Genomic DNA, 13008 nt, shown 5'->3' with positions numbered 1-13008 from the left:
GCCCGCCCAGCTCCCACAAGGTGTGGTGGTGAACGTGAGTGCAATGTGGACCCTGTGGGAGCGGGTTCTACCCGCGAAGGGCGCACCGCGGATCAGCAGATGCACCGCGTTGACTTCTTCGCGGGCAGAGCCCGCTCCCACAGGATCGCCACCGCACCTTGTGGGAGCGGGGCGGGCGGCGAGCCCTCTGCCCGCGAAGGGTGCACTGCGGTCCGGCGGATATACCGCCACTCTCATGCACAGCGGATCTGTGATGCGTTTGCAAGTGCCGCCGTCTACGGCTTGATCCCTTGATGCGAGTAGCCCGATGCAAGCGCTTTTGGTTGAAATACTGGATGCCGTCCGCCCTCTGATCGGACAAGGCAAGGTGGCCGATTACATTCCGGCGTTGGCCGATGTACCCGCCGCGCAACTGGGTATTGCCGTGTACGGCAACGATGGTGAAGTGTTCAGCGCCGGCGATGCCCACACGCCGTTTTCCATTCAGAGTATTTCCAAGGTGTTCAGCCTGGTCCAGGCGATCGGCCACTCGGGTGAAGACATCTGGCAGCGACTGGGTCACGAGCCGTCCGGGCAGCCGTTCAATTCCCTGGTGCAGCTGGAGTTCGAACGGGGTCGGCCGCGCAACCCGTTCATCAACGCCGGTGCGCTGGTGATCTGCGACATCAACCAGTCGCGCTTCGCCGCTCCTGCGCTGTCGATGCGCGACCTGGCGCGGCGGTTGTCGGGCAACCCTCAGGTGATCGTCGATGGCCGGGTGGCGGAATCGGAATACCAGCACCGGGCGCGCAATGCGGCCATGGCTTACCTGATGAAGTCGTTCGACAACTTCCACAACGACGTCGAGGCGGTGCTGCGCAGCTATTTCAGCCACTGCGCGTTGCGCATGGACTGCGTCGATCTGGCCCGGGCTTTCTGTTTCCTGGCCAACGACGGCTACTGCAAACACAGTGGCGAGCAGGTACTGACCCGGCGCCAGACCCAGCAGGTCAACTCGATCATGGCCACCAGTGGGCTGTACGACGAGGCGGGCAACTTCGCCTACCGCGTCGGGTTGCCCGGCAAGAGCGGGGTAGGCGGCGGCATCGTCGCGGTGGTGCCGGGGCAGTTCACGGTGTGCGTCTGGTCCCCGGAACTCAACCCTGCCGGCAACTCGCTGGCCGGCATGGCTGCATTGGAGCTGCTCAGCGAGCGGATCGGCTGGTCGGTTTTCTAGGTAGAGGCCAGAGCGACCGAGGGGGCTTTTCGCGGCCACGGACCGCTCCTACACGATCAGCGTGCATCCGTAGGAGCGGTCATCGGCCGTGAAGGGCATGGCACGGTAGGCCTGACCGTCCGCGATTAAACAAAATGTGACAGGTTGCAGTGCCCAAGCGCCGCTGTGGACCTTAAACTGCGGCCCTCTTCAGAGGGCGATATGGCATGAACGATTTCCCGACCCGCCGCCGAGTACTCGCCGGCATGGGCATTCTCGGTCTCGGTGTGCTGGCCGGATGTGGCGACAGCAATACGCTGTCGTTCAAGTACGGCAAGGACCTGAGCAACGAGATCCTTGGCCGCACCTTCCGGCTCAAGGACCCGCAGGGCAACGAAAAGACCCTGTCCAGCTTCCGCGGCATGATGCCCATGGTGTTCTTCGGTTTCACCCAGTGCCCGGCCGTCTGCCCGACCACCTTGGCGCGTGCGGTCCAGGCCAAGAAACTCATGGGCCGCGACGGTGACCGCCTGCAGGTGATCTTCATCACCCTGGACCCCGAACGCGACACGCCGGAAGTGCTCGACGCCTACGTCAAACTCTTCGACCCCACCTTCGTGGCCCTGCGCGGTACGCTTGAACAAACCGCCGAGGTGGCGAAGGAGTTCAAGGTGTTCTACGAAAAGGTCCCGGTAGGGGATACCTACACCATCTCCCATACCTCGACCAGTTACGTCTACGACTCCCGAGGCGTGCTGCGCCTGGGTCTGTCCCATTCCCTCACCGCACAAGAGTGCGCCGAGGATCTGCTCACCGTAATGGAAGTCTGCTGATGAAACCTGCTGCCACATTGAAAGCCCTGCGCCAATCCACCTTCCTGGCAGTCGCCCTGAGCCTCTCCGGCTATGCCATGGCCCAAACCACCGTGGAAGATGCCTGGGCGCGTGCCACGGTTCCAGGCCAGCCGGCTACCGGCGCATTCATGACGCTGACGGCGGATTCGGACAGCACCTTGCTCAGCGTGCAGTCACCGGCTGCCAAGGACACGCAGATCCACCAGTCGACCATGAAAGGCGACGTGATGAGCATGTTGCCGGTGGACGAAGTCAGTCTGCCCGCCGGCGAACCGGTCGTGTTCGATGCCAACGGCTATCACGTGATGTTGATGGGCTTGGTCAAGCAGGTGAAAGAGGGTGATACGGTGCCATTGACCCTGAAGATCAAGAATGCACAGGGAGAGGAAGAAACGCTGGAGGTAAACGCCGTGGCCAGGGCACTGAATGCACCCGACCACGCTCACGCTCACTGAATGACCGGCAACAGGGCGCTGCCGGCCTCACAGTTGCATCGTCGCAATCACTTGCCGACGGTTTGACCCAGGAACCAGGCGCGCTCTTCCGCCTGGTCGATCCACTCTTCCAGCAGGCTGGTGGTGGACAGGTCGTTGGCTTCGTCAGTGACGCCGTGGGTAGTGCGCATGTAGGCAGCCAGGGACTGGTTGTCGTGATGCAGCTCGGTCAGCATGTCTTCCGGCGACAGGTCGGCAGCTTCGCTGCTGGCCAGACGCTTGAGTTGCACCATCTGCTCCATCGAGCGGACAGTCGGCTCGCCGATCTTGCGGGCGCGCTCGGCGATCAGGTCAGTGATGGCGTAGATCTGAGTGGCTTGCTCTTCCAGCAGCAGGTGGTAATCGCGGAAATGCGAGCCTTTCATGTGCCAGTGGTAGTTTTTGGTTTTGAAGTACAGCGCAAAGACGTCAGACAGCAGCACTGCCAGTTCCTGACCAACCTCGGCTTGGTTCTGCAAGCGAGCGCCTTCGCCTTTTTCGGCCTTGGCCTTGACGGACGATACGGTCTTGAGTTCCTGTTTCACATTGGCAACGGCCATTTGAAATCTCCTGGTACAGGTTGCGGGATAGGGTTTGTAACCACTAATTCAATCGACCGCGCTGCGAACCGGATTGCTCAGAGATTTTTTCAATCACACCGATGAAGGGTCGCTATCAGGGTTGGAATCAAGCCGTACAGCGCCTGCATTCAGGAAGCTCAAAGTAAAAGTCGTCACGCCGTCACTACTGGACGCACTCACCTTGCCATTCACCAACGTCATGATCGATTGCACGATGGCCAACCCCAGGCCACCTGAGTCGCCGGGCTCGGTGCGCGCTGGGTCGATGCGGAAAAAGCGATCGAACAACCTCGGCAAATGCTCAGGCGCGATGGTGTCACCTTCGTTGCGTACGCACAGGCGCACGAACGCCCCGTCATCGTGTCGGCTCAACCGCACAGTCGTGCCGGTGCGGGCGTGGCGCACCGCGTTGGCGAGCAGATTGCCCAAGGCCCGTTGCAGCAGTTGCAGGTCGGTGTTCAACGTCCCGTGCAGCGAATGCTCCAGGCATGCTCCGCGCTCATCGGCCAGCAGCTGGAAGTAGTCGCACAGTTCTTCGCCCAGATGAGCAAGGTCGATGGCCTGCAGGTGCACCGGGCGCTGCCCGTGGTCGGCACGGGCCAGGAACAGCAGGTTTTCCACCATGCGGTTCAGACGCTCGTACTCCTCGATGTTGGAACCCAGCAATTCACGGTATTCATCCGGACTACGAGGCTGGTTGAGGGCCTGACCCGTGCTGGCCAGCAGCGTGTGCAGCGGGGTACGAATTTCGTGGGCCAGATCGGCCGAGAATTGTGAGAGCCGTTCGAAACCCTGTTCGAGCCGCGCCAGCATGCCGTTGAGCGCCTGGATGGGCGCCTGCAATTCCAGGGGCGCGGCGGTATCGGCGAGCCGTCGATGCAGATTGCGCAGGTCGATGAGGGCCAGCGCGTCGGCCATATCGCGCAGGGGCGTCAGGGCCCGCCGTACCAGCAGCAGACCGATGATCCAGGCCAGCAATGCCCCCGCCGCCACGGCCAGGTACAGACGCAGCCGATAACTGGCCAGGATCGCTTCGCGCTCGTGCAGGCGTTTGCCGACCATCACCGTCAGCGCTTCGCCTGCCGGACCGACCGCGTCACCGGCCAGCAACAAGGCGTTACGGTCCTGACGAATGTCGGCCCGGCTTGGTTGCTGACCCACAGCGATGCGCGGCGGATCGCGCAGTGTTTCGCCATGGGGGTTGATTTCGAACACAAGGCTGCCATCGGCGCGGCGCACGCGCAGCACGCTCTCCTGATTGCCAAGCATGTTCTGATACAACTGAGGGCGCTGCTGCAGGGCGCCCAGGCTGTCGCTGTCGTGGAGCAGAGTGCGGACCTGCTCGAGCCGACCCAGCAGGGCGAGGTCGTCGCGGTAGGCAATTTCAGCCGCCAGCGAACGGTACAGAAACACCGCGACCGCACTCATCGCCAGCGTGCAGACCACCGCCACGGCCAGCGCCAGCCGCCAGGCCAGGGAATGGCGGCGTTCACTCATCCTGGTGCTCCAGCCGATACCCGACGCCGCGCACGGTATGGATCAGCTTGGGGATGAATGGGTCGTCGACCTTGGCGCGCAGGCGGCGTATCGCTACCTCGACCATGTTGGTGTCGCTGTCGAAATTCAGGTTCCACACCTGGGACGCGATCAATGTGCGCGAGAGCGCCTCGCCGGGCCGGCTGATCAGCATGTGCAGCAAGGCGAACTCCTTGTTGGTTAGGCTGATGCGCTGTCCACCGCGGCTGACTCGACGGCGCAGCACGTCCACTTCCAGATCGGCCACCTGGTAGTGCTCGACCTCGCGTACCGCGCCCCGACGCAACAGCGTGCGCACCCGCGCCAGCAGCTCGGCGAAGGCGAACGGCTTCACCAGGTAGTCGTCGGCGCCCAGCTCCAGCCCGCGCACGCGGTCTTCGATGGCGTCCTTGGCGGTCAGGAACAGCACCGGTGTCGCGCCTCGCTGACGGATTAGCTTGAGCAGTTGCCAGCCGTTCAGGCCGGGCAGCATCACATCGAGAATCACCAGGTCATAAGCCTGTTGTTCGATCAGATAGCGTCCATCCAGCCCATTGAGCGCCACGTCTACCGAAAAGCCGGATTCACCCAGCCCCTTGGCGAGAAAGTTCGCCGTTTTCGCTTCATCTTCAACCAGCAACACACGCATCGTTCAGCTCCTGTACCCGCGCATAGGCTAGGCCTCCGCCGCCCGATTGCCTATTACAAAGTTGTAATCCCTGCGACGGGGTTCTGTCGGGGCGGGCTTGTTAACGTGGTTGCCACTGATCACGGAGAAGCCCGATGAAAGCCCTTTGCATGACATTCACCCTGAGCTGCCTGCTGGCCACGCAAGCCCATGCTGCGCTGGCCCAGCATCCGGACCTGGACCTGGCAACCGCCCAGCGACTGGCCAACGGCAGTGGCTGCGTGGCCGCGGTGGCGGTCCTGGACCGTGGCGGCAACGTCATCGTCCAGCAGCGCGGCGACGCGGTGGGCCCGCACAACACCGAAGCGGCGCGGTTGAAAGCCTACACCGCACTCTCGACCAAGACCTCGACCCGGGCCTTTGCCGAGCGCGCCCGCAACAACCCCGAAGCCGCCAACCTGACTTCCCTGGGGCAGTTGCTGTTGCTTGGCGGCGGCGTGCCGGTCTACGAGGGCACGCAGTTGGTTGGCGCCGTTGGCATTGCCGGCGCCGGCGGCGCCGAGCAGGACGAAGCCTGTGCAATCAAGGCCACCGAATCCGTCGGTCTGGCCACTCACCCTTGAAGGAGCGCTGCACCATGTTGAAAAAGACTCTTCTGGCCATCAGCCTGGCCTCGCTGTCCGGCCTGGCGATGGCTGCCAATCCCCTGAGCGTCCACGTACTGAACCTGGAAACCGGCGTACCCTCGGCCGGTATCGAAGTGACCCTGGAGCAGCATCAGGGCAACCAGTGGCAAGCACTGGGCAAGGGCGTTACCAACGAGCAAGGGCGCATCGCCGAGCTGTTCCCAGAGCAGCGCCCGTTCGCTGCGGGCGAATACCGCGTGGTGTTCAAGACCGGCGACTATTACCGCAAGGTTGGCCATGACACGTTCTTCCCGGAAATTCCGGTGATCTTCGAGGTCAAGAACACCGAGCAGCACTACCACATCCCGTTGCTGCTCAGCCCCTACGGCTTCAGCACCTATCGCGGTTCCTAGTCGTACGGGCAGTGATGCAAGTGCCCGGCTGCGGTCAGGCGCCTGCAAGGATGGCCGCCGTGCTTTCGCCATACCCGGAAAACTATTGCCCCCTGCCTGCGGTCTGTTGCACCAGAGCAGCGCCGCAGGGCAGGGCGCCGGGGAATTGCGCAGGATCATGACGGGTGTCCATCGATGAAGCAGCTTGATCTGCAAGTCATACAACAGGCCCAGGCCTGGCTTGGCCAGGGCCGGGGCGTATGGCTGTGCACGGTATTGTCGACCTTCGGTTCGGCGCCACGCGGGCCGGGGGCGATGCTGGTCGCTCTGGATAATGGCGAACATTGCGGCTCGTTGTCGGGTGGCTGTGTGGAAGACGATTTTCTCGAGCGCGTCGCCGCCGGATTTTTCACGCCGGTCAATCAGGTGGTGCGCTACGGCGACGGCGGCCTGGCGCCGACCATGGCGCTGCCCTGCGGCGGCGTTCTGGATGTGCTGGTGGAATACCTCTCGCCCGGCGACGCGACGCGGGAGCACCTGCAGCAGGTGGAACACGCCTTCGCCGGCGGCCAGCTGGTGGCTCGCCAGGTCGTACCCGGAAGCGATCAACGCAGCATTAGCCCCGGGAGCATGGGCGATGCGCGGGTGCTGGTGAGCGATGAAGAAATCCGCATCCGCATCGGCGCCGTACAGCGCCTGATCCTGGCCGGCCTGTCGCCGGTGGCCGAGTTCTGTGCCGGGTTCGCCTTGAGCCTGGGCTACGAAGTGATCCTCTGCGAACCACGCCCCGAAGTCCTGGCCCGTCTCGACCTGCCAGGCGTGCAGGTCCATGAAGTCTTGCCCGCGGTGTTCATCGCCGAAGGCGGCTGCCATTCGGCGACAGCCGTGGTGGCGTTGACCCACGACCCTCGACTCGACGACCTGACCCTGCTCGAAGCGGTACGCACACCAGCCTTCTACATCGGTGCCATGGGCTCGATGCGCACCAGTGAAAAGCGTTTCGAGCGCCTTCAGCGCATCGGCGGTCTGGACGCCGATGCACAGCAGCGTATCCATGCACCCATCGGTCTGAACCTGGGCAGCAAGACACCCGCCGAAATCGCCCTTGCGGTCATGGCGGATATCCTGCGTGCGGCCAATGGCATCGACCGGCAGCACCTATGACCGCGCGGCGGGCGGCTGAAAGCCTTTGAGACGCAGCGCATTGACCAGCACGAAAACCGACGACAAGGCCATGGCCCCCGCCGCGAATTGCGGCGACAGGGTCAGCCCGTTGATCGGGTAGAGCAGCCCCGCAGCCACGGGGATCAGGGCAGCGTTGTAGACGAAGGCCCAGAACAGGTTCTGACGAATGTTGTTCAGCGTCGCCGTCGACAGCGCGATGGCGGTGGCCACCGAGCCCAGATTATCCGACATCAGCACCACATCCGCCGCCTCGATGGCGATGTCCGTGCCACTGCCCACGGCAATGCCGACATCGGCCTGGGCCAGCGCCGGCGCATCGTTGATGCCGTCGCCTACGTAGACCGTCAGGCCATACTCGCGCTGCAGGGCCTGAACGGCGTCCACCTTGCCCTTGGGCAGCACCTCGGCCACCACCTGATCGATGCCCAATTGGGCGGCGATGGCCTGGGCGGTGCGGCGGTCATCCCCTGAGATCATCGCGACTTTCAGGCCCAGGGCATGCAGCGTCTGAATCGCAGCCTGGGTAGAGGGCTTAAGGGTGTCTGCCACGGCGATGACTGCAGCCAGGTGGCCATCCACTGCGGCATACAGTGGGGTCTTGCCGTGTTCGGCCAGCGCGTGTGCGGCGCTGGCGAACGGCGCGGTATCCACACCCAGTTGCGCCATGTAGCGCTCGGCACCGATTGCCACGTTTTGCTCATCCACCGTGGCGCTTACGCCGTAGCCGGTGTGCGCCTGGAAGTCCCGCGCTTGAGGCCAGGTCAGCTGTTCCTCCTGTGCCGCCGCCACGATGGCCAGGGCCAGCGGATGCTCGGAAAAAACCTCGACCGCTGCCAGCAGGGGCAGCAACCGATCGCGGGTGAAGCCAGGTGCAAGCTGCAGGTCGGTCAGGCGCGGCTGGCCTTCGGTTAGCGTGCCGGTCTTGTCCAGTGCGACCACGCGGGCCTCCTTGAGCCGCTGTAGCGCCTCGCCCTTGCGAAACAGAATGCCCAGTTCGGCACCGCGACCGGTGCCGACCATGATCGAGGTGGGCGTTGCCAGGCCCATCGCACAGGGACAGGCGATGATCAGCACTGCCACGGCATGCACCAGCGCCATGCCCAGCGCGGGCTGAGGGCCCAGCCAGTACCAACCAACGAAAGTGGCCAGCGCCAGAGCCATGACCACCGGCACGAACCACAGCGTCACCCGGTCAACCAGCGCCTGGATCGGCAACTTGCTACCCTGAGCCTGTTCGACCATGGCGACGATACGGGCGAGCAGGCTGGCGCTGCCCAACGCGGTCGCCTGTATCTGCAGCGTGCCGTTCTGGTTCAGCGTGCCACCGACGACGTTGTCGTTGCGCACCTTGCGGACCGGCATGGGTTCGCCCGTGAGCATCGATTCGTCGACGAAGCTGTCGCCTGCTACGACGGTGCCGTCCACCGCGATCCGCTCGCCGGGGCGCACTTGCACCACGTCACCCTGCACCAACTGCGCCAGCGGGACTTCCATCAGCCCGGTTTGGCGTTGCACCCAGGCGGTCTGTGGCTGGAGGTTCAGCAGGCGCTTGATCGCCTGGGAAGTACGGCCACGGGCGCGGGCTTCCAAGGTGCGACCCAGCAGGATCAGGCAGATGATCACGCACACCGCTTCATAGTAGACCGTTGCCGTGCCAGGGGGCAGCACGTGGGCCGCGAACGTCGATACCAGGGAAAAGCCGTAGGCGGCGAGGGTGCCCACCGCGACCAGCGAGTTCATGTCCGGCGCACCGCGCAGCAACGTCTGGACGCCTTTGACGTAGAAGCGTTTGGCACAGATGAGCAGCACCAAGGTGGTCAGGGCGAACTGCAGCAGCCAGTTACTCTGCTGAGCGAGGTGCTGGTCGAGCCAGGCGTGAAAACCGGGTATCAGGTGCGTGCCCATTTCCAGTATCACTACCGGCAGCGACAGCGCTACCGACCCGCGCAGGTCGCGCCGCAGGCGGGTGGCGTCGTCCAGGTGTTCCTGGCTGGCTCGATCAAGCTCCTCGCCGGTGTGTTCGATCAGTCTGGCGCTGTAGCCAGCCTTGTCGATGGCGGCGATGAGTGCCTGCACGTCCAGCGCGCTATCGCCTTCCACCCGGCCGCGCTCGGTGGCCAGGTTGACCGCCACCGCCGTCACCCCGGCCACCTTGCTCAGTGTCCGCTCGACCCGACCCACGCAGGACGCACAGGTCATCCCCTGAATGCCCAGCTCGATCGCTCCTTCATTCGCCGCCATGCCCACTTCCTTCTTCCATTCCAAGCCTCGACTTTGACCCTTCCCATCATGGGAAGGTCAAGCCCGACACCACTCTGCGTAGGAGCGGTCAGCGGCCGCGAAAAGGGCACCGCCGTGTACCAGCCACACCGCATCACGCCTTTCGCGGCCGATGACCGCTCCTGCGGGAGTCGCGCCGGCGCGGTGAAACTGGCAGCATGGACGTACAAGAACTGGAGAACGGCCATGAAGATCGTTATCGCACCTGACTCATTCAAGGACAGCCTCAGCGCCGCCGATGTGGCTTCGGCCATTGCCCGCGGACTGCGCCAGGCGCTCCCCGATGCGCAACTCGTCGAACGGCCCATGGCCGATGGCGGCGAAGGCACCATGCAGGCCATCATGGCCGCCTGTCAGGGCGAGCTGCGCAGCCTCACCGTGGAAGGCCCCCTGGGACAGCCCACCGAAGCGCATTGGGGCTGGCTGTCGGCCGAACGTACCGCAATCATCGAGATGGCCGAATCCAGCGGATTGCAGTTGCTCGAACGGCAGCAGCGCGATGCCTGCACCAGCAGCACCTATGGCACCGGGCAGCTGATTGCTGCCGCGCTGGAAGCCGGCGCGCGGCGCGTCATTCTCGCCATTGGCGGCAGCGCCACCAATGACGCGGGTACCGGCATGCTCTGCGCGCTGGGTTTGCGTATGACCGACGCCCAAGGCGCCGACTTGCCCCGTGGTGGGCTGGCATTGGCGAACCTGAGCGCGCTCGATATCAGCGGTCTCGATCCGCGCCTGGCCGAGGTGCAGTTCGAAGTCGCAGCCGATGTCGACAACCCCTTGTGCGGCCCACACGGCGCCTCCCATATTTTCGGCCCACAGAAGGGCGCCACGCCGGAACAGGTAGTGGCCCTGGACAAGGCCTTGGACCACTTTGCCGATCACTGCGCACCACTTCTGGGCCACGATCACCGCAACCTGCCGGGATGCGGAGCGGCCGGCGGCATGGGCTTCGCGGCCAAGGCGTTTCTCGACGCCTCGTTCCGCCCAGGCGTCGAAGTCGTGGCGCAATTGGTAGGCCTCGCCCAGGCTGTGGAAGGTGCCGATCTGGTGATCACGGGGGAAGGGCGCTTCGATGCGCAGACCCTGCGCGGAAAAACGCCCTTCGGTGTCGCGCGCCTCGCGCGCGACGCAGGCGTCCCGGTGGTGGTGTTGGCCGGCACGCTGGGCGAGGGCTATCAAGAGCTTTACAACCACGGGATCGGCGCCGCCTTTTCCCTGGCCTCCGGGCCGATGACCCTGGAGCAGGCCTGCAGCGATGCAGGTGAGCTGCTCAGCGCTCGCGCCCGAGATATCGCCTTGCTCTGGCAACTGCGCCGCTAGCAGCGAATCCGCTACCGACGGTCAATCCCGCTCGCGCATGAAGAAACCGGCCACGTACTTGCGGAAGGTGTCCAGACTCTTGAAGTCGGCCAGACGCTTGAAGGTCTCGGAGCTGGGCTCCGGGCCCAGCGGCTCCTTCATCAGCGAGACCGACAGCACGCGGTCCAGGTCCGAACTGAGCACCAGCTCATCCATCACCATGGCGCCGATCACCGGTCGGCGCATCACCACCTTGACGCCCTTGCTGGCCATCCAGTCGATCAGCGACACCAGCATCTTCAATGGCTCCCGCTCCTCGTCGCGGAACACCGGGAACAGATGCCCGCGGGTCAGTACCGGCACCGTGGCCACATGGACCATCTCGTAGAACTGGCTGCCAGCGGTGGCCGGCGAGTACAGCGCCAGTGCCAACAACGGCCCGCTGCTGCGAGCCCCGCCCCACAAAAGATGATGACCCTGAAAGTCGAACCCGGCGCTGCTGCGGTCGGTGATCACCTTACGACCCACCACATCTGCCACGCAATCGAGCAACAGCCCGTAGCGACGCTGCCCGATGAACGCGGTGGAATCCTTCAGGCGCGACTTGAGCATCATCATGTGCTTCATGTCGATGCGGGTTTCCAGATAATTGCTCGCCGGTACCCGATCGATCAGCGGGTAACGCGTGGCCACGGCGCGCAGATCGGAGAACTGGCGGCTCAGATCCTTCTTCAAGTGCGTGGCATACACGTTGAGCCCGGAGGCTTCGATGAAGGTCAGCAGCAACGACAGCAACCGATGCTGTTCCCGACGCTGGCTCGCTGCCAGCGCGTTCGCCGGAGCGCCCGGCGCAGCAGGTGCGCGAAAATCACCTATCAGCTTGAGCGGTACGTCAGGCGGCAGCCAGGCGGCAGGCAGTGGCGCGTCGTCCCCACGCACCGACGGGTTTTCGCGCTCGTCATGGATGAACGGGCAGCCTGGTGCGTGCTCGGCCGTACCAGGGTTGTTCTTCAGGAACAGGGTGCCGGTACTGCTGTTGAGGGTCACGTTCATCACCGGCAGCGTGCCGGGCCGGCAATCGCACGCCAGCCACTGGCCCTGGGTGCGGACCTTCATCAGCCACTGGTTGGCCTGCAGCAGCTTCGGACCTTCGCTGCGGCCTTCGGCGAACTCGGTCACCAACTGCTGCTCCGCAGGGGAGAGGGTGCGCACTTGGGCGCCGGTCTTTTCGATGATTCTCATGACGCTGCAAACGCCCCTTCGACGAACGGGTTCCGGCCGGGTTGGCTTGTATGGGACAACGCTTCGACGCCATGTTTCCGTTGCTCGCGCCCCAGCCCGGTGCGCTGCCCCGGCCGCGCTGGCGGCACCATCGAAGGCAAGAACGAATGCACTATCGGCTTGCTGCGCACTCGAACCCTCGCTACCGTTGTACCCCACCTCATCGACAGGAGCCATGACATGGCAAGCACGCAAGCGAGCATCGACATTCCGGCATCGGCCGATCAGGTCTGGAACCTGGTGGCCGGATTCAATTCCCTGGCCCAGTGGCTGCCGATGATCCAGCACAGCGAGGCCCAGGAACACGGCCGGTTGCGTCACCTGACCACAGTGGATGGCACGGTCATCGTCGAGTGCCTGGAAAGCTACGACAATGCCGCGCGTACCTACAGTTATTCGATCATCGAAGGTCCGTTCCCGGTGACCGACTACCTCGCCACCCTCAAGGTGATCGAAGTGGACGCCGGCAACAGTCGCGTGGAGTGGGGCGGTCGATTCACCCCGGCAGGTATCTCCGACGCCGAGGCCGTGGAAATCTTCGACGGCGTCTATCAAGGCGGCCTGCAGGCACTGCGCGACAACTTCTGATCACACCCGACCGGGTGACGGCGGGCAGGTCAGGCAGGGATGCGGGTGTTAGAATGTTCGGCGTTCACCTCGACGCTCTAAAGGATCCCCACGGTTTGTCTGATCTGCAAA

Annotated in this window: 13 protein-coding genes; 8 read left to right on the top strand and 5 right to left on the bottom strand. The window is 64.1% G+C overall.

The genetic code is table 11. From position 1 onward, the window contains the following. The first annotated feature begins 307 nt into the window (after positions 1–307). The 3 genes from glsB (at position 308) to ASF66_RS03710 (ending at position 2504) form a co-directional block, all read left to right on the top strand. Positions 308–1216 (top strand): glutaminase B, encoded by a 909-nt coding sequence (glsB, locus tag ASF66_RS03720; RefSeq protein WP_049859512.1) that lies wholly within the window; start codon positions 308–310, stop codon positions 1214–1216. Between the two features lie 206 nt (positions 1217–1422). Continuing rightward, positions 1423–2028 carry an SCO family protein gene (locus ASF66_RS03715; protein ID WP_056842777.1) on the top strand — a complete coding sequence of 202 codons (606 nt, stop codon included), beginning with the start codon at positions 1423–1425 and terminating at the stop codon, positions 2026–2028. Then, complete coding sequence (locus ASF66_RS03710; RefSeq protein ID WP_056842776.1) at positions 2028–2504, top strand: copper chaperone PCu(A)C; 477 nt, start codon at positions 2028–2030, stop codon at positions 2502–2504. Before ASF66_RS03715 ends, ASF66_RS03710 begins: the two co-directional genes overlap by 1 nt. A 47-nt stretch (positions 2505–2551) precedes the next feature. Here the strand turns inward: ASF66_RS03710 and ASF66_RS03705 are convergent, their stop codons facing one another. The 3 genes from ASF66_RS03705 to ASF66_RS03695 all read right to left on the bottom strand — a co-directional run bounded on the left by ASF66_RS03705 (position 2552) and on the right by ASF66_RS03695 (position 5267). After that, positions 2552–3082, bottom strand: coding sequence for a Dps family protein (locus tag ASF66_RS03705; RefSeq protein ID WP_056842775.1), 531 nt, complete (start codon positions 3080–3082; stop codon positions 2552–2554). Positions 3083–3175: 93 nt separating this feature from the next. Beyond that, complete coding sequence (locus ASF66_RS03700) at positions 3176–4600, bottom strand: heavy metal sensor histidine kinase (RefSeq protein WP_056842774.1); 1425 nt, start codon at positions 4598–4600, stop codon at positions 3176–3178. After that, positions 4593–5267 carry a heavy metal response regulator transcription factor gene (locus ASF66_RS03695; protein ID WP_056842773.1) on the bottom strand — a complete coding sequence of 225 codons (675 nt, stop codon included), beginning with the start codon at positions 5265–5267 and terminating at the stop codon, positions 4593–4595. The genes ASF66_RS03700 and ASF66_RS03695 overlap by 8 nt, the downstream gene beginning before the upstream one ends. A gap of 134 nt (positions 5268–5401) precedes the next feature. On the opposite strand from ASF66_RS03695, the gene ASF66_RS03690 reads away from it, so the two are divergent. The 3 genes from ASF66_RS03690 to ASF66_RS03680 all read left to right on the top strand — a co-directional run bounded on the left by ASF66_RS03690 (position 5402) and on the right by ASF66_RS03680 (position 7428). Then, positions 5402–5869: a GlcG/HbpS family heme-binding protein gene (locus tag ASF66_RS03690; RefSeq protein WP_056842772.1), complete on the top strand. Its 468-nt coding sequence runs from the start codon at positions 5402–5404 to the stop codon at positions 5867–5869. Positions 5870–5883: 14 nt separating this feature from the next. Beyond that, a complete protein-coding gene (gene uraH / locus ASF66_RS03685; RefSeq protein ID WP_049859518.1) occupies positions 5884–6285 on the top strand; it encodes a hydroxyisourate hydrolase in 402 nt (133 codons plus the stop codon). A gap of 174 nt (positions 6286–6459) precedes the next feature. Next, complete coding sequence (locus tag ASF66_RS03680) at positions 6460–7428, top strand: XdhC family protein (RefSeq protein WP_056842771.1); 969 nt, start codon at positions 6460–6462, stop codon at positions 7426–7428. Here the strand turns inward: ASF66_RS03680 and ASF66_RS03675 are convergent. Next, the gene (locus ASF66_RS03675; protein ID WP_056842770.1) at positions 7423–9690 is read right to left on the bottom strand and encodes a heavy metal translocating P-type ATPase; all 2268 of its coding nucleotides are present in this window, start codon (positions 9688–9690) and stop codon (positions 7423–7425) included. The two genes, ASF66_RS03680 and ASF66_RS03675, sit on opposite strands and share 6 nt — an antisense overlap. A 225-nt stretch (positions 9691–9915) precedes the next feature. Between ASF66_RS03675 and ASF66_RS03670 the strand changes: the two genes are divergently transcribed. Further along, the gene (locus ASF66_RS03670; protein WP_056842769.1) at positions 9916–11049 is read left to right on the top strand and encodes a glycerate kinase; all 1134 of its coding nucleotides are present in this window, start codon (positions 9916–9918) and stop codon (positions 11047–11049) included. Between the two features lie 21 nt (positions 11050–11070). On the opposite strand, the gene ASF66_RS03665 is transcribed toward ASF66_RS03670, so the two are convergent. Beyond that, positions 11071–12270: a hypothetical protein gene (locus ASF66_RS03665; RefSeq protein WP_056842768.1), complete on the bottom strand. Its 1200-nt coding sequence runs from the start codon at positions 12268–12270 to the stop codon at positions 11071–11073. Between the two features lie 219 nt (positions 12271–12489). Between ASF66_RS03665 and ASF66_RS03660 the strand changes: the two genes are divergently transcribed. Next, the gene (locus ASF66_RS03660) at positions 12490–12897 is read left to right on the top strand and encodes an SRPBCC family protein (RefSeq protein WP_056842767.1); all 408 of its coding nucleotides are present in this window, start codon (positions 12490–12492) and stop codon (positions 12895–12897) included. The last annotated feature ends 111 nt before the right edge of the window (positions 12898–13008 follow it).

It is taken from the genome of Pseudomonas sp. Leaf129 (assembly GCF_001423465.1).
Taxonomy (GTDB): domain Bacteria; phylum Pseudomonadota; class Gammaproteobacteria; order Pseudomonadales; family Pseudomonadaceae; genus Aquipseudomonas; species Aquipseudomonas coleopterorum.
Note: the sequence above shows the minus strand (reverse complement) of the source record. Positions and strands in the feature narration are given on the sequence as shown.